Source organism: Myxococcales bacterium, assembly GCA_016720545.1.
GTDB lineage: Bacteria > Myxococcota_A > Polyangia > Polyangiales > Polyangiaceae > JAAFHV01.
Map to the genome: position 1 here is coordinate 59,094 of JADKKK010000007.1, position 20,999 is coordinate 80,092.

General features: G+C 72.7%; 17 protein-coding genes. 12 read left to right on the top strand and 5 right to left on the bottom strand.

The annotated features are described in order from the left end of the window. Positions 1-46 precede the first annotated feature (46 nt). From IPQ09_16035 to IPQ09_16075, 9 genes are all read left to right on the top strand, one after another. Complete coding sequence (locus IPQ09_16035; GenBank protein ID MBL0195705.1) at positions 47-892, top strand: SDR family oxidoreductase; 846 nt, start codon at positions 47-49, stop codon at positions 890-892. 101 nt (positions 893-993) lie between these two features. Then, positions 994-3,177, top strand: a complete 2,184-nt coding sequence (locus IPQ09_16040) for a PAS domain-containing protein (GenBank protein MBL0195706.1) — start codon at positions 994-996, stop codon at positions 3,175-3,177. A 43-nt stretch (positions 3,178-3,220) separates the two neighbouring features. Beyond that, positions 3,221-4,354 carry an iron-containing alcohol dehydrogenase gene (locus IPQ09_16045; protein MBL0195707.1) on the top strand — a complete coding sequence of 378 codons (1,134 nt, stop codon included), beginning with the start codon at positions 3,221-3,223 and terminating at the stop codon, positions 4,352-4,354. 79 nt (positions 4,355-4,433) lie between these two features. Next, positions 4,434-5,861 carry a sigma-54-dependent Fis family transcriptional regulator gene (locus tag IPQ09_16050; GenBank protein ID MBL0195708.1) on the top strand — a complete coding sequence of 476 codons (1,428 nt, stop codon included), beginning with the start codon at positions 4,434-4,436 and terminating at the stop codon, positions 5,859-5,861. Then, positions 5,861-7,102: an SUMF1/EgtB/PvdO family nonheme iron enzyme gene (locus IPQ09_16055; GenBank protein ID MBL0195709.1), complete on the top strand. Its 1,242-nt coding sequence runs from the start codon at positions 5,861-5,863 to the stop codon at positions 7,100-7,102. Before IPQ09_16050 ends, IPQ09_16055 begins: the two co-directional genes overlap by 1 nt. Positions 7,103-7,281: 179 nt before the next feature. Continuing rightward, a complete protein-coding gene (locus IPQ09_16060) occupies positions 7,282-8,889 on the top strand; it encodes an AgmX/PglI C-terminal domain-containing protein (GenBank protein MBL0195710.1) in 1,608 nt (535 codons plus the stop codon). A 133-nt stretch (positions 8,890-9,022) separates the two neighbouring features. Continuing rightward, a complete protein-coding gene (locus tag IPQ09_16065; protein MBL0195711.1) occupies positions 9,023-9,511 on the top strand; it encodes a DUF962 domain-containing protein in 489 nt (162 codons plus the stop codon). 4 nt (positions 9,512-9,515) lie between these two features. Next, complete coding sequence (locus IPQ09_16070) at positions 9,516-10,043, top strand: hypothetical protein (protein MBL0195712.1); 528 nt, start codon at positions 9,516-9,518, stop codon at positions 10,041-10,043. Next, positions 10,040-10,513, top strand: coding sequence for a hypothetical protein (locus IPQ09_16075; protein ID MBL0195713.1), 474 nt, complete (start codon positions 10,040-10,042; stop codon positions 10,511-10,513). Before IPQ09_16070 ends, IPQ09_16075 begins: the two co-directional genes overlap by 4 nt. 16 nt (positions 10,514-10,529) lie before the next feature. Here IPQ09_16075 and IPQ09_16080 read toward each other — a convergent pair whose 3' ends face one another. Both IPQ09_16080 and IPQ09_16085 read right to left on the bottom strand, forming a co-directional pair. After that, positions 10,530-11,132, bottom strand: a complete 603-nt coding sequence (locus tag IPQ09_16080) for an AgmX/PglI C-terminal domain-containing protein (GenBank protein MBL0195714.1) — start codon at positions 11,130-11,132, stop codon at positions 10,530-10,532. Between the two features lie 59 nt (positions 11,133-11,191). Next, positions 11,192-11,557, bottom strand: coding sequence for an antibiotic biosynthesis monooxygenase (locus tag IPQ09_16085; protein MBL0195715.1), 366 nt, complete (start codon positions 11,555-11,557; stop codon positions 11,192-11,194). 370 nt (positions 11,558-11,927) lie between these two features. Between IPQ09_16085 and IPQ09_16090 the strand changes: the two genes are divergently transcribed. Beyond that, positions 11,928-13,145: a 6-phosphofructokinase gene (locus IPQ09_16090; GenBank protein MBL0195716.1), complete on the top strand. Its 1,218-nt coding sequence runs from the start codon at positions 11,928-11,930 to the stop codon at positions 13,143-13,145. Between the two features lie 69 nt (positions 13,146-13,214). Here IPQ09_16090 and IPQ09_16095 read toward each other — a convergent pair whose 3' ends face one another. After that, a complete protein-coding gene (locus IPQ09_16095; GenBank protein ID MBL0195717.1) occupies positions 13,215-14,582 on the bottom strand; it encodes a CPBP family intramembrane metalloprotease in 1,368 nt (455 codons plus the stop codon). 117 nt (positions 14,583-14,699) lie between these two features. Here IPQ09_16095 and IPQ09_16100 point away from each other — a divergent pair, with 117 nt between their 5' ends. Then, positions 14,700-14,882, top strand: coding sequence for a hypothetical protein (locus IPQ09_16100; protein ID MBL0195718.1), 183 nt, complete (start codon positions 14,700-14,702; stop codon positions 14,880-14,882). Positions 14,883-14,897: 15 nt separating this feature from the next. After that, positions 14,898-17,417, top strand: a complete 2,520-nt coding sequence (locus IPQ09_16105; protein MBL0195719.1) for a hypothetical protein — start codon at positions 14,898-14,900, stop codon at positions 17,415-17,417. A 56-nt stretch (positions 17,418-17,473) separates the two neighbouring features. Here the strand turns inward: IPQ09_16105 and IPQ09_16110 are convergent, their stop codons facing one another. Continuing rightward, the gene (locus IPQ09_16110) at positions 17,474-18,337 is read right to left on the bottom strand and encodes a hypothetical protein (GenBank protein ID MBL0195720.1); all 864 of its coding nucleotides are present in this window, start codon (positions 18,335-18,337) and stop codon (positions 17,474-17,476) included. 123 nt (positions 18,338-18,460) lie between these two features. After that, the gene (locus IPQ09_16115) at positions 18,461-20,971 is read right to left on the bottom strand and encodes an ATP-dependent Clp protease ATP-binding subunit (protein MBL0195721.1); all 2,511 of its coding nucleotides are present in this window, start codon (positions 20,969-20,971) and stop codon (positions 18,461-18,463) included. Positions 20,972-20,999: the final 28 nt, after the last annotated feature.

Below are 20,999 nucleotides of genomic sequence, written 5' to 3' on the forward strand. Positions count from 1 at the left end.
CAGCGCACGCACGCGCAGGTGCCCACGCACGTCACGGAGCTCCTCCATGAAGACCCTCGAAGACAAGGTCGTCGTCATCACCGGCGCGGGCTCCGGGATCGGCCGCGCGCTCGCGATCGGCGCGGCCCGCCGCGGCGCTTCGCTGGCCCTCTCCGACTGGAACGCCGAGGGCCTCGACGAGACCCTCGCGCTCACGGGCGCGTCGGCGCGGCGCGCGCTGACTCGCAAGGTCGACGTCCGCAGCGACGACGAGGTCCTCGCGTTCGCCGCCGAGGTCGAGCGTGAGCTCGGGGGCGCGCACGTGGTCGTCAACAACGCGGGCGTGTCTCTCTCCGACTCGGTCGGCACGATGAAGCGCGACGATTTCGCGTGGCTCATGGACATCAACTTCTGGGGCGTCGTGCGAGGCACCGAGGCGTTCCTCCCCCAGCTCCACCGGCGCGACGAGGCCCACGTCGTCAACGTGTCGAGCGTCTTCGGCCTCATCGGCGTGCCCCGCCAGTCGGCCTACAACGCGAGCAAATTTGCCGTGCGAGGCTTCAGCGAGGCGATGGCCCAGGAGCTCATCGGCACGAACGTGCGCGTGTCGGTGGTCTGCCCCGGCGGCGTGAAGACCGGCATCGTCGCCAACGGTCGACACTACCAGGACGTGCACGGGCGCCCCGTCGACACGCAGACCCTGTCCGCGACGTTCGAACGCCTCGCGGGCACCACCCCGGAGAAGGCCGCCGAGACCATCTGGCGAGGCGTGCTGGCCAACGAGCCGCGCATCCTCGTCGGCCCCGACGCCCACCTGATCGAGGCGATGGTGAGGCTGCTGCCGCGCGGCTACCCCCGCGTCATGGCCGGCGTGCTCGCCCTCGCGGAGCGCGCCCGAGGTGTCCGTCGGTAGGCGCCCGCCGCGCCCCGTCCTGGGGCCACACGTTTTTCCCCGCCCCGCGGCGCGGCGTGGCAGACTTTCCCCCGAGGATGGGGGCAGGGTTGCGCGCAGGAGTGTATGAACCCGACGGGCGGGCGCTGGCGTCGCTCGTGGCGGCGCTGGCGCGTTGCCGTTGCACCGACGTGACCCTCGCGAGCCAACCGGCGGATCTCGCGGGCATGGGTGACCTCGCCGTGGTCTTCGTAGGCGGTGCGCCCGGCGAGCGCGCTCTGGCGTCCGAGCACCTGAGCGCCGCCTTCCCGCGGCAGGCGGGCGAGCACCGCCCCTACCTCGTGGCCGTCGTGACCGACGCCACGTCGGCCGTGGTCGATCAGGCCCTCGAAGACGGCTTCGACGACGTCCTCACCCCGTCCCAGCTCGGCCGCGTTCGCGTCCTGCTGCGGCACGCCGATCGCGCCCCCCGTGCGCCGACGCCCCCGCGCGGTGCCGCCACAGCTCTGGCGCAAACCACCGATTTCATTCTGCAAGTCGACGCCGACGGCCACATCACCTACATGAACCGGGACGCCATGGCGAGCACCGTGCGCGAGACGGTCGGCACCCGCGCGATCGATCACCTCCCGCCCGCCACGGCGCCGGCCTTCCTCGGCGCGCTCGAGCGCGCGATGGCCACGGGCGAGTCGCAGTCCTACGACGCCGTGTCGCACGGGGCCCACTACCGCGTGCGCGTCGTCCCGTTCTCCGACGCTCGCGAGTCTCGCGACGGCGCGCCGAGCGGCGCGACCCTCATCGCGACCGACGTCACCGAGGTGCTGCAGGCGCGCGCGAAGCTCGCGGAGAGCCGCCTCGAGGCGAGCGCCATCGTCGACGCGCTCCCCGATCTGGTGGTGCGAGTGAGCGCGGACGGGCGCTACCTTGGCGTCCACACGCCGCGAGGGGCGGGGCCCTCGGCCCCCATCGAGACTCTCCTCGGCAAGCACGTCGACGAAGTGCTGCCCCGCGAGGTCGCCCACGAGCTGATGGTGGGCGTTCGTCGCGCGCTCGAGGAGCGCCAGCTCCAGCTCGTCACCTACCGCCTCCCGCGGCCACGCGGCGCGCAAGACTACGAAGCGCGGATCGTCCCCAACGGCACCGATCAGGCGGTGGCGGTCGTCCGCAACATGACCGAGTACAACCAGAGCCGGGAGCGGCTGGCCCTCGCGGAGCGCCTCGCCTCGCTCGGCACCATGGCCGCGGGCGTCGCCCACGAGCTGAACAGCCCCCTCACGTTCGTCATGCTCGGCCTCGAGTGGATCGAGCGACAGCTCGCGAGGCCCTCCGAGATCGAGCCCGACCGGCTCGTCTCGCGGCTCGGCGAGGTCCAGGACGGCGCGCGCCGCATTCAGAGAATCGTTCGTGATCTCAAGGGGTTCACCCGACCGGAAGAGACCAAGACGGGCCTCGTCGACGTGGCCAGCGCGCTCGACGGCGCGCTCAGCTTGGCCGCCGCCGAGCTCCGCTATCGCGCCCGCGTGGAGCGCGACTTCGCGGGCGTGCCGGCCATTTTGGGCAACCACGCGCGGCTCGGTCAGGTGTTCCTGAACCTGCTCGTGAACGCCGCCCACGCCCTGCCGGAGGAGCGCGCCGACGACAACGTCATCCGCGTCCGCACGGCCCTCCTCGACGGGCGCGTGATGGTCGAGATCTCGGACAACGGCGTCGGGATCCCGGCGGAGCACCTGCCGCGGCTCTTCGCGCCCTTCTTCACGACGAAGCCGGTCGGCCAGGGCACCGGGCTCGGGCTCTGGATTTGCCACGAGATCATCACCGAGCTCGACGGCGAAATCACGGTCGAGAGCACCGCGGGCGAGGGGAGCACCTTCCGCGTGTTGCTCCCGGTGGGCACGGGCGCCACGCCCTCTGTGGCGGCGCCCGCGCCGTCGCCCGCGCCGCAGCCCCCGCGCGCCCGGCTCCTCATCATCGACGACGAGCCCAACCTCGCGCGCACCCTCGCGCGCCTGCTCGACGCCCACGCCGTCGACATCGCGACGAGCGGCGCGGAGGGCCTGCGCCGCCTCGAGGCAGGCGAGCGCTACGATCTGGTGCTGTGCGATCTGATGATGCCGGGGCTCACCGGCATGGACGTCCACGCGGCGGTCCGCGAGCGCGACCCAGCGCAGGCTGCCCGCTTCGTGTTCATGAGCGGCGGCGCCTTCACGCCCCGGGCGAAGGCGTTCCTCGCCGAGGTGGGCCTGCCGCGCCTCGACAAGCCGTTCCCTGCGTCGGCCGTCCTCGAGCTCCTGAAGGACACCTGCTGAAAGTCTCACGCGAGCGCCGCCGACTTCGGTAGCCTGTCGCGCAATGACCCTCGCCCGCTGGAGCTTCCCCACCACCATCGTCTTTGGTCCAGGCGCGGCCGCGCAGCTCGCCGACCACGTCACCCGCCTCGGCGGGAAGCGCGTGCTCGTCGTCGCCGATCCTGGCGTCGTGAAAGCCGGCATCGTCGCCAAGCTCACCGCGATCCTCGAGGCCGCCGGCGTGCCGGCGCGCGTGTTCGACGCCGTCTCGCCCAACCCGATCGAGCAGAACGTGTTCGAGGGCGTCGCCGCGTACAAGGCGCACAACGCCGATCTGCTCGTGGCCGTGGGCGGTGGCTCCCCGCTGGACGCCGGCAAGCTCATCGCCCTCATGACCACGCACGATCGACCCCTGGTCGACTACGACGACGCGACCGGCGGCGACGCCTTCATCGGCCCCAACGTGCCGCCGATCATCACCGTGCCCACCACCGCCGGCACGGGCAGCGAGGTCGGGCGCTCCGGCGTCGTCACGCTCACCGCAAACGGCCGTAAGACCGTGATTTTTAGCCCGTATTTGCTGGCGAAGGTCGCGCTCCTCGACCCCGAGCTCACCACCTCGATGCCCGCCCACGTCACCGCGGCGACCGGCTTCGACGCGCTCACCCACTGCCTCGAGGCCTACCTCTCCAAGGGCTGTCACCCCATGGCCGACGGGATCGCGCTCGCCGGCATCGAGCTCTGCCGCGACCACCTCGTCCGGGCCACCCAGCACGGCGGCGATCTCGACGCGCGCGGGGGCATGATGCAGGCCGCGATGATGGGCGCCGTCGCCTTCCAGAAGGGGCTCGGCGCCTGCCACTCGCTCGCGCACCCGCTGTCGAGCGAGAAAGACATGCACCACGGCCTCGCGAACGCGCTCTGTCTGCCCGCGGTGGTCGAGTTCAACGCGTCCGTCGTGCCCGAGCGCGTCGAGCGCGTGCGCCAGCTCTTGTGCCCCGCGGCGAGCACCCTCGCCGAGGGGCTCCGCGCGCTCCGGGCCGCGCTCGGGCTGCCCGCCGGCCTCGCGGCCCAGGGCGTGACGGACGCCGACATCCCCAAGCTCGCCGCCAAGGCCATCCAGGACGGGTGCCACGCCTCGAACCCGCGGGCCTGCACCGAGGCCGACCTCGCCGCCCTCTACGCCGCGAGCTTGTAGGCGCTTCCTGGGGGCACGCGCTCGCGTGGGCTGCGAAGGCAGCGCGCATCGGCGCGGGGTTTGGTAAGCTCCGCCGCACATGCTCCCCGAGAAGAAGCAGGTCCTCATCGTCGATGACGAGCCGAACCTGCGCAAGATCCTGGCCGCTCAGCTCTCGCGGGACGGGTACGACGTGCTCCTCGCGGAGGACGGCGAGGAGGGCCTCGCCACCCTCCGCGAGCACCACATCGACCTCATGATCACCGACCTGCGCATGCCGAGGGTCGATGGCATGACGCTGCTCCGCGAGGCGCTGCGCGAAGACCCCGATCTGCCGGTGGTCATGATCACCGCGCACGGCACCGTCGACACGGCCGTCGAGGCCCTGAAGACCGGGGCCTTCGACTACCTCACCAAGCCCTTCGACAAAGACGAGGTGCGGCAGATCGTCGCGAAGGCGCTCCGCACGCGCCACCTCGCCGGCCAAGAGGCCTCGCAGTCTCCCAACCTCGTCCCGGGCGCGCGGTTCGGCATCATCGGCAGCGCCTCGGGACTGAACGAGGTCTACTCGGTGCTCGAGCGCGTGGCGGACAGCCCCACCACCGTGCTCATCACGGGCGAGAGCGGCACGGGCAAGGAGCTCGTCGCGCGCGCGCTCCACGACCACTCGTCCCGCCGCGGCAAGCCGTTCATCAAGGTGAACTGCGCGGCCATCCCGAAGGAGCTCATCGAGAGCGAGCTCTTTGGCTACGAGCGCGGCGCCTTCACCGGCGCGGTCTCGTCCAAGCCGGGGCGCTTCGAGCTCGCGTCCGGCGGCACGCTCTTCCTCGACGAGATCGGCGAGATCCCCATCGAGATGCAGGTGAAGCTGCTGCGCGCCTTGCAGGAGAGCGAGTTCGAGCGGGTCGGCGGCATCAAGACCATCCGCGTCGACGTGCGCCTCGTCGCGGCGACGAACCGCGATCTGAAGAAGCTCATCGCGCAGGGCACCTTCCGAGAAGATCTGTTCTATCGCCTCAACGTCGTGTCCATCCGGCTGCCCGCGCTGCGAGAGCGCGTGTCGGACATCCCGCTCCTCACCGAACATTTCCTCACCAAGTTCAACGAGCGCCTAAAGAAGAGCGTGCAAGGGCTCGAGCCGGCGGCGCTCGAGGCGCTCGCCGCCTACGGCTGGCCCGGCAACATCCGTGAGCTCGAGAACGTGATGGAGCGCGCCGTGCTCTTCTGCGACGGCCAGCACCTCACCGCGGCCAACCTCCCCCAAGAGCTCCGCGGTGACGGCAACACGACGACGCCCCTGCCGCCGTACGTGTCGGCCGCGCCCGTGAACCTCTCCGGCGAGGCCGGCCTGAAGGAGCACGTGAAGGTCGCCATGAGCCGGCTCGAGCGCGACATCGTGAGCCGCGCCCTCACCCAGACGAACGGCAACGTGACCCACGCCGCGCGCCTCCTCAAGATCTCGCGGAAGGGCCTGCAGCTCAAAATGAAAGAGCTCGGCCTGCGCGAGGCCGCCGAGAAGGCCGACTGATGTGGTCGCCGCACGTCTGCGGCGGGCGCCCGCCGACCCGACGTCGCGGCACATGCCCTCGTCTGGCGGTCGCGGTCGCGGTCGCCGTCGCGCTCGTGGGGTGCCGCGGCTGCCGCGCCGCGGGCCAGGACGCGGGCCCGTCCGGGGGCGACGGGGGCGCCCTCGTCGGGTTCGACGCGGCGCCCCGCCCTGGCGCCCCGAGGCCCGGCATGGCGTTCATCCCCGCGGGCACCTTTCGCGCGGGCACGCCGCTCGATCGCGCGCCGCGAATCGCCACCGAGGAGCTGCCTGGCGTCCCCGTCGAGATGGGCCCGTTCTACATCGACATTTTCCCCTTCCCGAACGAGCCCGGCGCCATCCCGCAGCCCAACGTCTCGCGCGACGAAGCGGCGCGCCTGTGCGGCGAGAAGGGCAAGCGCCTCTGCACCGAGCTCGAGTGGGAGCGCGCCTGCAAGGGGCCCGACAGCGCGACCTACGAGTACGGCGACACCTACCGCAGCTCCCTCTGTGGCACGGGTCAGTCCGCCGAGCTCGGCTTCCGTCGGCCGTCCGGTGAGCGCTCCGCCTGCCGAAGCGGCTTCGGTGTGCGCGAGCTGCACGGGGGCGCGTGGGAGTGGACCCAGAGCACCTGGGGCCGCGGCACCCACGATCCTTCGATGGGGGTGCTCCGCGGCGGAAACGCCGAGGCCGGCGAGATCGTCGGTCGCTGCGCGAACGCGATCGGGCGCCCCGCGAGCAAGCGACAGGCGTCGTTTGGGTTTCGTTGCTGCGCGGGCGACCCGAGCTCGGCCGAGGTCACCCTCGACGTGCACCTGGCGGCCCACACCCTCACCCTCCTCGCGAAGCCCGAAGAGCGCGCCGCGCCGCTCCTCCCTCTCCTCGACACGGCCGAGTGGGGCAGCCGCGACCTGGCGGTCGACCGCGCGTGGATCTGGCAGCCCGTAGGCAACGAGGACCTGCTCGTGTTCGGGGGCTGCACGCCGGAAGGCCCTGCGCGCCGGTGCGGCTTCGTCGTCGGGCGCGCGCAGCCACCCGGTTCCACGACGCTCACCGCGGCCGACAGCGCCCCCCGCGTGCTCGCCCAGCTCGTGTTCCCGCGCGCCATGGCGGAGATGAAGACGACCGGTGATCCGAGCCGTATCCACGCGAAAGCCGTCGACGTCAAGGGTCGCTACGTGAAGGAAATCTCCTATAGTTACGGACGAGTAAGCGTGTCCGGCCCCCAGCGCGTGGCCGAGTAGCGAGAGATTTTTTCCGAGCTCCCGGAACCTTCTCGGCGACGCCTTGTCCTTAGGCACGAAGGCGTTCGATGAAGCGGCGAGGGCGAGAGCCCGGAGCGCCCGGGCGCCTTCCCACCCAACCAACCACGAACCGTGCGCCCACGCGCATCTCCATGCCCGTGTGGCAGTGAGGCCAAGCCATGTCCACCTCGTTCTCCAAGCCGTCGTTCGCCTTCGCCCCCACCCAGAACCCCTTCTCGCCCGCGCCCGTCGCGGCCGCCCCCGTGGCCGCTCCCGCCGTCGGCGAGGAGAGCTACGCGCTGTTCGCGCAGGGTCCGGCGGTCTCCGCGGAGGAGCTCGAGACGCCGGCGTCGGCCGTCGAGGTGCAGGTGCTCTGGGGCGCGACGGTGCTGTCGGTCGCGCACGTGACGGACGGGAAGGGGTTCATCGTGGGGTCGGGCGAGGGCGCGGATTTCGTCCTCGCCGCCGAGACGCTCGGCCGCGAGCGCCTGTCCCTCGTCGACGCCTCCAGCGGCGCGCCGCAGGTCATCGTCCCCATGGACGCCACCGTCCGCGTCGGCGACGCCGCTCCCCAGAGCGCCGCCGACCTCCTCGCGCTCGGCCGCGCGTCGTCCGCCACGGACCAGACGCTCGCGCTGCCCATCGTCGCCGACCAGAGCGTCCGCGTGACCCTCCGCGGCAGCGACATCTCCTACGTCGTCCGCGGCGTGCGCGCCGGCCGCGCGCCGGCCGCGGTCGGCCTCCTCGGGGCGATCTCCGGGGCCGTCAGCAAGTACGTGGGCCTCTCCCTCGTGGGTCACCTCGGCGTCGTCGCGAGCCTCGCCTACTTCATGCCGAGCATGGCGGCGGACGACGCCGAGTCCGCGTCGCGCGAGAACTTCCTCCTCATGCAGAAATACCTGAACGCGAGCGCGCCCGCGGAGCAGAAGGAGGAGCCCGGCTCGTCCGGCGGCGAGTCGACCCCCGCCGAGTCGGGCGGCAAGGGCGAGCGCGCCCAGGGCGCCGAGGGCACCATGGGCAAGTCCACGGCGGCGACCAGCGGTCGCTGGGCCTTCAAGGGCGAGTCGAAGGATCCCAAAGTGCAGCAGAGCGACCGCGAGCTCGCGCGGCAGTTCGGCATGGTGGAGCTCCTGCTCACGAACACGGCCGGTCCTTCGGCGAACGACCCGAACGCCCCGTCGGCCAAGTGGGGCGCCTTCGCCGCGGAGGGCGCGGACTCCAAGAGCGCCATGGGCAGCATGTGGGCGCCCTCGATCGGTGACGCGCTCGGCGCCGGCGGCTTCGGCCTGTCGGGCAACGAGGAGGGTGGTGGCGGCCTCGGCCAGGGCATCGGCCTCGATCGGGTCGGCGGGCTCGGCCACGGCCTCGGCGGCGGCGACGGTCAGGGCTTCGGCCCGGGGCGCGACGGGCTCGGCAACTCGCGCGGCCACGTCAACGGCGCGCACAAGCCGAAGGGCCCTGGCCCCATCCGCGAGCTCAAGACCGAGGTGAACGGACACCTCCCCGCGGACGTCATCCAGCGCATCGTCCGCTCGAACTTCGGTCGCTTCCGCAACTGCTACGACGCAGGTCTGCGCACGAACCCCGCCCTCGCTGGCCGCGTCGTCACCAAGTTCGTCATCGGTCGCGACGGCGCGGTCGGCGTCAGCCTGAACGGCGGCTCGGACCTGCCGAGCTCCGAGGTGGTGAACTGCGTCGTGCGGAGCTTCCAGAACCTCTCGTTCCCCGCGCCTTCGGGCGGACAGGTGACCGTCGTCTACCCGCTCGCGTTCAGCCCCGCCGACTGATCGCCCCGCGGCCCGCCCCGCCCCGCCCCGCCCCGCCCCGCCCCGCCCCGCCCCGCCCCGCCCCGCCCCGCCCGCGCGAGGCGGGGCGGCGCGTTCTTTGCGCGCCCGGTTGCGCGACGCGCGCCTCGAGGCCATGCTGGGCGCCGCACACATCGACCCACGACTCGTCCGAGTCCCCCACGCAGTCCCCCACGCGAGGCGCGCCTTGAGCTCACCCAACACGAGCGAGCGAATCCGGAGTTTCGAAGAGTTTTGGCCGTACTACGTGGGTGAGCACGCGAAGAAGTCGACGCGCACCCTCCACTTCGTCGGCACCACCGCGGCGGTGGGCTGCGCCGCGGCCGGGCTCCTCTTCGGCAAGCGCTGGCTCCTCGCCGTCGCTCCGCTCTGTGGCTACGGGCCCGCGTGGGTCAGCCACTTCTTCATCGAGAAGAACCGGCCTGCCACGTTCACCTACCCCCTCTGGTCGCTCAAGGCCGACTTCGTCATGTGGGGGAAGATCGCCCGCGGCGAGATGGACGCGGAGGTCGCGCGCGTGCTCGCCGCGCGTGCCCGGGCGACCGCGCCCTCGGAGACCGCGCCGCAGGATTCGCCCGCCGCGGGAGACGTCCTGGTAAACTGAGCGGGTGAGCCCTCCGCCGACGATCCCACGGCGCACCCTCTCGCTCGCCGGCGCGCTGCTGGCCGTCGGCGGGATCTGGGCGTGCGGGCGCAGCGCCCTGGTCGACGCGCCCATCCTGCCCACGGGGGCGAAGTCCGCCGTGCTCCCCACCTCCGAAGACGCGGGGACCGACAGCGCGATCCGCGGGGAGACCGGCGAGATGCTCCACGCCGGAGACGTCTTTCGTGGCACCGCGATCTGCCGGCGGACGCCGCGGACGCTCGTCCTGCACGTCGAGGGGCTCGACGGCGAAGACGTGACCGGCACGGTGCAGGTGAGCGCGCGTGGCGCGAGCACGGGCACCTACAGGGTCACGGGCACGTACGCCGCCGCGACGCACCGCATGCGCCTCGAGGCCGGCGACTGGACCGACGAGTCTGACGATCTCGACGCCGCCGACCTCGAAGGTACCCTTGGGCCCGCGGGCTTCCAGGGGCGCCTGGGGAGCTCGGGCTGCAGCACGTTCACTCTCTCTCGACAGGCGTCCCGATGACCGACCCACGCTGCCTCCCACGCCTCGCGACGCCGGCCAGCGCGATCTTCGCTGCGCTCACCCTCGCGGGGGCCTTGGCGGGCTGCTCCCGGGCGCGCGCTGGCGCGACCTTCCCCGAGCTCGATCCCGCGCAGGCCAAGGTGGAGTCGTGGAACCTGGAGGAGCTCGGTCCCACCGATTTTCTCATGTTTGCTGGCCCACGCATCACCCTTTCGAAGGCCTCTTGTCTCCGGGGCGCCGCCCTCGACTGCGAGGCGCTCCGCACGCTGAAGGCGGGCGAGGTGGTGCCGATCAAGAAGGCGCTGCTCGATGGCCGGATGAGCCCCGGGGCGCGCGTGTGCCAGGCGTTGAAGAACGAGCTGCTGAACGGGCGCGGCCCTGGCGGCGAGGACGGCTTCTGCAAGTTCAGCGACGGCTCTCTGGTGTCGACCGGCGCGCTCGAGCGGTACGCCATGAAGATCGTGCCCTGACAGGCCGCGCGCGCGCCTACGGCGCCTCGCCCGGGCTGAACGCGATCGGGTACACCACCGTCACCTCGTCGCGCTCGGGCTGCGGAAACGAGAGGCTCCCGAAGACCTTGGCGACGCAGGTCGCGACCTCTTTGTCGGCGAGATCGGTGGAGGCGACCGCGGCCGACTTGGTGCCCCCGTTCTTCCCGATCACGAGCTTGACGCTCACGCGGCCCTGCAGCGTGGGGTTCGCGCGGAGCCCGGTCGAGTAGCACGCCTGCATGCGATCGAAGCTCTGGCGCACCACCCGCGCGATGACCTCGGGCGCCAGCGAGCCCGACACCTGCGCCGTCCCGGCGGAGACTGTCCCGCCGCCCGGGCGGCCTCCGCCCGCCCCCTTCAGGTTGCCGCCCGGTGGCGGTGGCGGTGGCGGTGGCGGCTGCGGTGCCGGCGGCTCCTTCCGTGGCTCGGTGGTGGGCAGCGGCGCGGCGGCCACGGGCGGTGACCCCGGGGCCATGCCGCTGGTGGGCGGCTCCTGGGACTTGGCCGTCGCGGGCGCTCGCTCGGCCCGGCTACAGGCGAGCGCGGAGGCGGCGAGCGCGAGCGCGGAGACGGCGAGCGCGTGGCGGAGGTATCCCATGCCTGAGAGCGTAGCCGCCCCCGCCCGGTCGCACGAGCGGTTCGACGCCGGGGTGCTCCCTACGTCGCTGCGAAGTCGTACTCGCGCTCCACCTTGGCGACGCGCGTGTTGTACGCGACATACCACGCGCGGCGGCCGGCCTCCTGCGCCGCGAGGTGCTCGCTGTCGCGCTTCCACGCGGCGATCGCCTCCAGAGTCTGCCAGTAGCTCACCGTAATGCCCACGCCGTCCCGGGCGGAGTCGATCCCCAGGAAGCCCGGCTGCGTGCGGGCGCGCTCGAGCATTCGGTTCGCCGTGTCGCCGTAGCCCTCGTCTCGAGCCGCGCGAACGGAGGTGAAAATGACAGCGTAGTACGGCAACGGCCAGCGGCCGGCGAGCGCGGCGGAAGGGGGTGAGGACAGAGAGGGGGTCGAGGTTCGTGTCATGGCGGGTGTACCTCGCGAGCAGGGCGGGGAGCAGGGGGCGCGCAGGGGGCGCGCAGGGGGCGCGCAGGGGGCGCGCAGGGGGTGAGCAGGGGGTGAGCAGGGGGTGAGCAGGGGGTGAGCAGGGGGTGAGCAGGGGGCGAGCAGGGGGTGAGCAGGGGGCGCGCAGGGGTGAGCAGGTGAGCGTCGCATGGGGCGACGCTCTCGGGGGTCGTCATGTTTCTAGCGCTGATGCTCACGGCGACGGTGGTGAGCCTCGTCGCCTCGAGGCTGCTCTGCGCGCCTCGCCTCACGTGTGGTCAGGCCGGCCGTTTCATGAGAGATCGGGCAGGGCAGTACGGGCAGTACCCGGACAAAAGGAACTGGAGACACCATGAGCAGACTCGAAGGGAAGGTCCTCGTCGCGCAGGGCGGCGGCCCGACGGCCGTCATCAACCAGAGCCTCGTGGGGGCCGTGCTCGAGGCCCGCAAGTTCACCCAGGTGACGCGCGTCTACGGCGCGCTCCACGGCGTGAAGGGCATCGTGAACGAGGAGTTCGTGGACCTCACCCGGGAGACCACGCACAACCTCGAGAGCGTCGCGAACACTCCCTCGTCGGCGCTGCTGTCGACCCGCGAGAAGCCCAACGAAGAGTACTGTGCGCGCATGTTCAAGGTGATGCAAGCGCATGATATTCGTTACTTTTTCTATGTTGGTGGGAACGACTCCTCCGACACCGTGCGCATCGTCAAGGACCAGGCCGACGCGGCCAACTACGAGCTCCGCGCGATCCACATCCCCAAGACCATCGACAACGATCTGGTCATCAACGACCACTGCCCGGGCTTCGGCTCGGCGGCGCGCTTCGTCGGGCAGGCCTTCATGGGCATCAACCTCGACACGCGCGCGCTGCCTGGCGTGTACATCGCGGTCATCATGGGCCGGCACGCCGGGTTCCTCGCGGCGTCGGCCTCGCTCGCGCGCAAGTACGTCGACGAGGGGCCGCACCTCATCTACGTGCCCGAGCGCACCTTCTCGCTCGACCGCTTCCTCGGCGAGGTGCAGGAGGTCTACGCGCGTCACGGGCGCTGCATCGTCTCGGTGTCGGAGGGCATCGCCGACGCGAACCACACGCCGATCCTCACCACGCTCGTCGAGCGGGAGCGCGACGCCCACGGCAACGTGGAGCTCTCCGGCACCGGCGCCCTCGCCGATTTGCTCGCCGGCACGGTGAAGCAGCGCCTCGGCATCAAGCGGGTCCGCTCCGACACGTTCGGGTACCTCCAGCGCTCGTTCGTCGGGTGCGTGTCCGACCGCGACGCGCACGAGGCGCGCGAGGTGGGCGAGAAGGCCGTGCAGTTCGCCATGTGGGACAACGTCGACGGCTCGATCGTGCTCCGGCGCCCCGTGCTGAACTACTCGGTCGAGTACGACCTCGTCCCCGTCGAGGAGGTCGCGGCGAAGACCAAGACCATGCCCGACGCGTTCATCAACGAGGCCGGCAACGGCGTGACCGACGCGTTCTACTCGTACTGCCGGCCGCTGGTCGGGTCGGGCTTCCCCGAGACCCACCGCATCCGCGGGCTCCTGGTCGACAAGGTCCTCGGCTGAGTCCACCCGCGGCCCGGCGTTGTTCGAGAACTACGTGGGTTGCGTAGGTGTGCCGTTCGGGGAACGGGCTCACAAGAGCAGGTGCGCGTTCCAGACCGCGTGTGCGAGGAGCGAGGCGGGCAGGCCGCCCCCGACCCACGCGGTCCCGAACCCGAACCCGAGCAGCGCGGCCTGGTAGGACGCCACGCGGTACACCGCGAGGTGCGCGGCGCCGAACAACAGCGAGGCGGCCACCAGCCCGCGTCGCTCGCCGTAGCGTCGCGTGAGCACGCGCTGGAGGAGCCCTCGGTAGAGGCGCTCCTCGGCGAGCGGTACGGCGAGCACGGTCATGAGCAGGATCGGCAGCCGGTCCTTCGCGCGCGCGACGCCGCGCTCGACCTCGCGCGTCTCCGCCTCGAGGAGGCGACGCCCCTCGCGCTCGAACGCGTCCGGGTGCGTACAGCGCTGCAGGTAAATCCCCGCGTCGAAGCTGCGGTGTGCGCCGGACACGAGCCCGTAGGTGAGGGCGAACCCGACCGTGGCCGCGAGCGCGATTCGACCGAAGCGCGCGCGCGGCGTGGGGGGCGCGGGGGGCGCAGGGCTGGCGGGGCGCTCGAGGAGGCGCGTGACGAGGTCTGGGACGACGGCGCCGTAGAGCACGAGCGTGAGCCCCGTGGTCCAGAGGCCCGCCCCCGCGCGGTTCATCGCGGCGAGCAGCAGCGGGAGCGCGACCGCGGCGCCGACGCTCGTGGCCACGAGCGCGCGCGACGGTGGCTCGCCGAGGCGCACGCGCACCACCTCGGAGGGGTCGACGCCGAGCCTGTCGAGGATCGCCTCGGTGAGCCGGTTCCCGCTGGGCGCCCGCGCGAGCAGCGTGAGCGCCACGCCCACGGCGAGCGCCGGCGCGAACACGCCGACCGCCGCGTTCTCGGTGCGGCCGCAGGTGACGGCGAGGATGTGCGCGTAGCGCGCGGCCACCCACAGCAGCACCGCCGCCGACGCCCCGGCGTGGCGCGGCACCCTCCGCGCGAAATCCACCGCCATGCCCACGGCGAACGCGAGGCCGAGCGCGAGGCGCACCCGCGCGCCGTGGTATCCGTGGAGCATCTCGCGGTCGAGCTCGGCGAGCATGAGCAACGGCACGAGGCCCACGTAAAAGAAGGGCCGGAGCCGCGAATAAGCCCCTACGATCGGGAGGTTCAGCCCCGCGGCGAGCCGCGAGCGCATCGCGGCGTCGCGCGCGACCGCGAAGGCGAGCGGCTCGAAGGGCCCGCGGGCCGAGATCGCGACCTCGGTGTGCGCGGACACGCGCACGGGCGCCGGCCGGTCGCCGTGCGTCAGCGCCGCGATCGGGACGCGGCTCGCCGTCCCGCCTGGCTCCCGCACGTAGACGACGTCGCGCGCGGCGTGCTCGGGCGGCTGCGGCAGCCCGCCGTCTTCCGCGTCGTTCGCGCTCATTGCCGGCAATCTGACCCAGCCGGCGACCCGTGGTAAAGATGTTGTTCGCGAAGAAGACATCCTCTTTCGGGATCGCTCAGCCACGCTCTCCCACCACGGACCCCCATGATCCTGGGCATGACCCGGGCCGAGTTCGGCCTCACCGCGTTCATCTTCGCGCTCATCTACGCCGCCGGCCTCCTGCCGCGCTTCGGCCGGTTCCTCGGGCGGCTGTTCTCGCGCGGCGTCCCGGCCGGTGCGCCGGCGCCGGCGCCCGCGACCCGAAGTGATCACCTTCCCGACAGCCACGACCCAAGCTAAGGCTCGAAGCACGCCGTGTCCCAGGAGCCCCGCCCGAGCCGCCCGCCCGAAGTCGAGTCTCCCGCCCTGGCGGGGGACCGGGGCCTCATCTTTCTCACCGACGCGTCGGCCGAGCTCGAGGGCGTGGCCCAGAGGGCGCGCATGCTCGGGTACACCGTCGTCGACGTGCCGCTCTCGCTGCTCCGCGAGAGGGTCACGGTGCAGCCGCCCGCGCTCGTGCTGCTCGACGCCGACGAAGAGGCCGCGATCGACACCTTGGGCAAGCTCCGCGAGCTCGCCCACCCGACCCCTATCGGCGTGTTCGCCTTCGGCCGCCAGGCGGGCGCAATCCGGGACGTTGCACACGCGCAAAGCGTCGGAATTACGAGGTTTTTCAGGCGACCCATCGAAGAGCCCGCGCTCCTCTCGGCGATCGAGCAGGTCCTCGGCCCGCCGGCGCCCCGGCGCGCGACGCGGCCCACGCTGCCGCCGTCGAACTTTCGCAGCCCGTCCCAGCCGCCCGCCGCGCCGAGCGTCCCCTCCGCGCCGCTCAAGTCGGAGCCGCACACCGCCCGCTCCGGTCACGGGGCCGCGGGCCTCATGCCGCCGGCGCCGCTCAGCGGTCCATCGCTGCTCCCCGCCGCGCGCCCGTCCCTCGTGAACCCGCTCAGCCCCGAGCTCGAGCTCATGCTTGCCCAGGCCGAGCAGCGCGTGCAGGGTCACACCGAGGGGCCGCTGTCGCCGGAAGAGGAGCTCGAGGCCGTGCTGCCTGCCGATCTCCTCGACTCGCTCGACGAGCCCATCGACGAGGACGACGAGCTCGACGCGATCGTCGGCCCGGCGAAGGGCGGGACCTCGAGCGGCACTGGCACGGGCGCCCGGACGGGCACTGGAGATCGCCAGACGTCGCTGCGCCGCGAGCGTGAGGCGCGCGACCTCGTGCGTGTCCGCGAGCGCGAGCTCGAGGTGGAGCGCGAGGCCCACGACCGCGCCCGCGAGATCGAGCGTGCCCGGGAGCTGGCCCACGAGCTGGAGCGCGACCGCGCCCGGGCTTACGAGCGTGAGCGCGAGCGCGAGGCGCACGAGCGTGAGCGCGAGCGCCACGAGGCGGAGCGCGAGCAGCGAGAGAGAGAGCGGCAGAAGCACGAGGCCGAGCGTGAGCAGCGGCTGCGCCTCGAACGCGAACGCGAACGCGAACGCCAAGAGGCCGAGCAGCGGCTCCGCCACGAGCGCGAGGAACAGGAGCGGGATGAACGCCGGGTCACCGCGAAGCCCCCGCGGCCGAGCCGGCCCCCGACGCCGTCTCGGGACAGCGAGCTGCCGCCCACGCCACGCGACGGGCTGGGGCGCGCCCGCGTCGCCGAGCGCCCGCCGCCGCCCGCCCCTCCGCCCATGACCGCCGCCGTGCCGTCTCCGCCGCGAGCGAGCGAGCGCGCTCTGACGCTGCCTCCTCTCCCGCTGCGCGAGGCGGGCAAGACGGTCGTGCTCGGGAGCCTCGACGCACCACGGGCCCTGGCGGAGGCCATCTCCGGGCGCCTCTCGGGCGCGCTCGCCTTCGCGTCGGAGGGCACCCTCCGTCGCGTGCTGTTGCGCGAGGGCGACATCGTCACCGCCGCCTCGAGCGAAGAGGAAGAGTCGCTGGTGGCCTTCCTGAGCAAGCGGGGCGAGCTGCCCCGTGACGTCGCCGCGCAGCTTCGGCCCAAGCTGCCTCCCTACGGCCGCCACGCGGGGGCGGCGCTGGTGGCGCACGGCCACCTCGTGCAGGACCAACTCTGGCCCGTGCTTCGCGCCCACGCCGAGTGGGTCTTGGCGGCGTGCCTGCGTGTGGCGGGTGGCACCGCGACGCTGGAGGTCGAGCTCACGGGGCGTTTGAAGACTGAGCCCAACGTGTTCGGCGGCGCCCCCGGCGTCGCGACGTTCGTCGAGGCGGTCCGCAGCGTCTTCGATCCCGCGGTGGCGGCGGAGCGCCTCGGCGTGGACGTGAAGCTCGCCGACGGGCCCAACGCGAAGCTCGTCGTCGAGGCCCACCTCGCCCCCGACGACGCGCGGGCGCTGGACGCGGCGAAGGGCCGCACCGTGGCCGAGGTCCTCGAGTCGAACGCCGACGCGCTCCCCATCGCCTTCGCCCTCGTGCTGCTAGGCGCGCTCGTCGTCGTGCGCGCGCTCGGCGCGCCGCGTCGGAGCGATCGAGGAGAGCGGCTCGAGCGCGACCGCGCCCGCGAGCGCGACCGCGAAGACGACGTCCCCGAAGGCGATGTCCTCGCCCTCGACGAGGAGGCCATCCGCGCCCGCGTGCGCGCCCGAATGGCGCCGGTCGAAGACGGCGACTACTTCGCGGTGCTCGGCCTCGGTCACGACGCGACGGGCTACGAGGTGCGGCGCGCTTACCTCGCGCTACGCCGCGAGTTCGAGCCCTCTCGCATGCTCACGGCGGCCACGGCCGACCTCCGCGAAGACGTCGAGCACATCGCCGTGGTGCTCGAGGAAGCCTATGAAATCCTTCGAGATCCCGCTCGTCGCGAGCGCTACCGGCGCGCCATCACGCTCGCCCCTTGAGGGGTGGCGCTGGCGAGGCCAGAATTCGCGTCGCGGGCGAACTTCAGGGCACAAGCTCAGGGGAACAGGGGGCAGCCGCCGCCGGGCGCGGGCGGCATGCAGCGGTTCACGCAGCCCTGGATGCCGCACGGGTAGCAGCACTCGAGGCCGCCCGCGCACTCGCTCGTGTCGGCGCAGGTGTCGCCGTCGGCCTTGCCCTCGACCGGCGCGGCCGCTTGCACGCGGCGGTAGTACTGGGTCGCGGTGAGCTGCAGCCCGTCCTTGCCGAGGATGTTCGTCCCGACGGCGAGCACGGCCGAGGTGAGGGCCTCCGACGCCGCCGCGCGGTGCTGCGCCGCGGTGCCCGGCGCGCCGGAGAGATCGAGCACCGTGAGGCTCGTCGGGCGGGCGGTCGAGTTTAGCTTGCCCTGCCGGAGGCTGGGGCAGGGCGCGCGCACGCACACGACGCCGGACGCCTCGACGCGATAGAACGTGCCCGCCGACGTCGATGGCTCGTCGACCGTGTCGGCGTCGGGGCTCCACACCTCGGTCGCCTTGAAGACGCCGAAGCGGCCGATGCCCGAGTAGGTCTTGGTGCCGATCGTGCCGCGGTAGAGCGCCTGCGCCGTGGGGACCTCGGCCACGTCCGCGGGGAGCCGGAGCTCCGAGACGTAGCACTCGGCCTGGTAGGTGCCGTCGGAGCAGCGGGTGGTGGGGTAGTTCACGCGTCGGACCCACGCGCCGCCGCACATGGGCGAGGCGCAGCGGCGATCGTCGTGGCGCGCGAAATAGAACGTGGACCGGCCGTCCGCCTTGAGGGCGTCCTCCGCCTCGGCCGTGACCTCGTCGCTGACCTCGCCCTCGGTCGGGACACCGCTGGTCGAGCCACAGGCGAGGAGGAGCAGGGACCCAAAGAGCGGAAACAAGTGCCAGCGTCGCATGGAGCGGCCGTCTAGCGCACACCAGAGCACCCCGCAACACTCGGCAGCACGTCGCGTGCGCTTGACGCACAGCGGCGCCAAACGCGGGGTGGCGGGCGGAAGCCCGGCGGAGCCGAGGTCGCGCTACAGGGAGATCGAGAGCGGCGCGTCACGCGGGGCGCGGCCTCGCGGCGCGCGCAGAATGACGATGCGGTCGCGCTCGACGCCGATCTGGGCCGCGTCGCCCCGCGTGAGCTCGCCGCGGAGGAGCATCTCGGCCACGGGCGCCTCGACGAGGCGTCCGAGGGTACGCCGCATGGGCCTCGCGCCGAGCGCACGGTCGAAGCCGCCCGCGTCGAGGAGCACCTCGATCGCGTCCTCGGTGATCGTGAGCGACACCCCGCGCTGCCGCTCGAGGTCGCCCGAGAGGCCCCGAAGCATGCGCCGCGCGACCTCGGCCACGTCGGCGCGCTCGAGGGGCGCGAACGCGAGCACCTCGTCGAGGCGGTTGTAGAGCTCTGGCGGCAGCGCCGCGCGCGCGGCCTCGGCCATCGCCTCTTCGTAGCGTGTGGCGTCCCGTGGGGTCGAGCCGCGCTTGCCGAAGCCGATCCGGCCGCGCTCGCGGGTCTCGTCGTCGGAGACGTGCGCGCCGATGTTCGAGGTGAGGAGGAGCACCGTGTTGGTGAAATCGACCGTGCGCCCGCGCCCGTCCGTTAGGCGCCCCTCGTCGAACACCTGGAGGAAGCCCTCGAGCACGTCGCGGTGGGCCTTCTCGATCTCGTCGAGCAAGATCACCTGGTAGGGCCTGCGGCGAACCGCCTCGGTGAGCTGGCCCCCGGAGTCGTGGCCCACGTACCCGGGCGGGGCGCCGACGAGCCGGGCGATGGCGTGCGCCTCCGCGTACTCGCTCATGTCGATGCGGGTCATCGCGCTCTCGCTGAAGAACAGGCACTCCGCGACCGCCTTCGCCGTCTCGGTCTTGCCCACGCCGGTCGGCCCGAGCAGGAGGAAGGTGCCCACCGGGCGCTTCGAGCGAAACCCGGAGGCGTTGCGGCGGAGCACCGTGGCGACCTTCGCGAGGGCCGACGAGTGCCCCACGATCCGCTCGGCGAGCAGCTGCTCGAAGCGGAGCAGCCGGTCGCCGTCGGTCTCGAGCAGGCGCTCCTCGGGCACGCCCGACAGCTCCGCCACCACCTCGGCGACGCCCTCCGGCGTGATCTCGTGGCCGCCGCGCCGGCGCGCGCGCGCGCCCGCCAGGTCGAGGATGGAGATGGCCTTGTCCGGGAGCGCGCGGCCCGGCAGGTAGCGCACGCTCCAGGTCACCGCCCGCGCGAGCGCCTCCGGCTGGTACTTCGCCGCGTGGTGCGCCTCGTAGAGCGGCGCGACCTGCTCGATCGCGAGGAACGCCTCCTCCGGGCCGAGCTCGACGACCTCGACCGGGGTGAATCTCCGCGCGAGCGCCGGATCCGACTCGATGAACCGGCGGTACTCCTCGGTCGTGGTCGCGCCAATGCACGGCAGCTCCCCCCGCGCGAGCGCGAGCTTGAGCTCGGCCTGGGCCTCGTCGCCGGCGTCGGGCCCGAACAGCGTGTGCACCTCGTCGAAAAACACCACGACCTTGCCCTGCGCGCGCTTCACCTCGGCGCGGAGCTGCCCGAGGCGCTCGGCGAGCGAGCCGCGCACGCCCGTGCCGGCCAAGAGCTGCGGGAGCTCGATTTCGATGACCAGCCGGTCATCGAGCGACGCCACACCCTCGCCCGCGGCGATGCGCTGGGCCAGCCCGCGCACGACGCTGGTCTTGCCGACGCCCGCCTGGCCGATGAGGCAGGGGTTGTTGGCGGTGCGCTTCGCGAGCACGTCGAGCGTACGCTCGACCTCCTCGTCGCGCCCGACGACCGGGTCCAAGGCGCCCTCGCGGGCCAGCTTGGTGAGGTCCCGACCAAGGGACGTAAGTAGCGGAAACTGCTTTGGATCCAGCTCGTGCGCGGGCAGCGCTGTGCGCTTCGGCTCGCCGCGGCGGGGCGCCCGCGTCCCCACGACGGGCCGGGCCTCTCCTGGCAGCGCGGTGGGGCCGGCCGAGGCCGGGGGCTCCGACGAGAGGCGCGGCGCCGGGCGGGTGGGGGCCGCGGTCCTCGTGAGCGGCGCTGGAGCACGCTGGAGCTGGGTCGTTGGGCTGGGGGGGCTGGCGGGCGGCGGCGGCGCAGAAGGCCTCCGGGGCAGGCTCGCGCCCGTCGCGAGCTGGAGCGCCGCGGAGCGCACCTTCGAGACGTCGGTGCCGCACTGGACCATCGCGCGGTACGCGGCCGACGTGGTGTCTTGGCAGAGCGCGAACAGGAGGTGCAGCGCGTTCGGCGCCCGGCTGTCTTTCTCGCCGCGCGCGAGCGGAGCGCGCTGGACCGCCCGCTGCGCGAAGTCTTGCGCGCGGGTCACGGCGCGGAGGAGCGCGTCGGGCGAGCCGTCGGTCGCGACGCGCGCGGCCCGCAGCAGCGTGTCGCCGTCGAGCCGCCTGTCGGCCAGGAGCTGCGATACGTCCCCCGGCCTGGCCGAGAGCGCCGCGAGCACGTGCGCGGTCGAGAAGCGCTCGCCTCGCCCCTTCGCGAGCTCCTCGGCGGCCTTGCGGATTTCAACGAGCTCGGGTGCGGCACGACTGGTCATCGGAGTAGGTGGTCGCACGCGCCGCCGG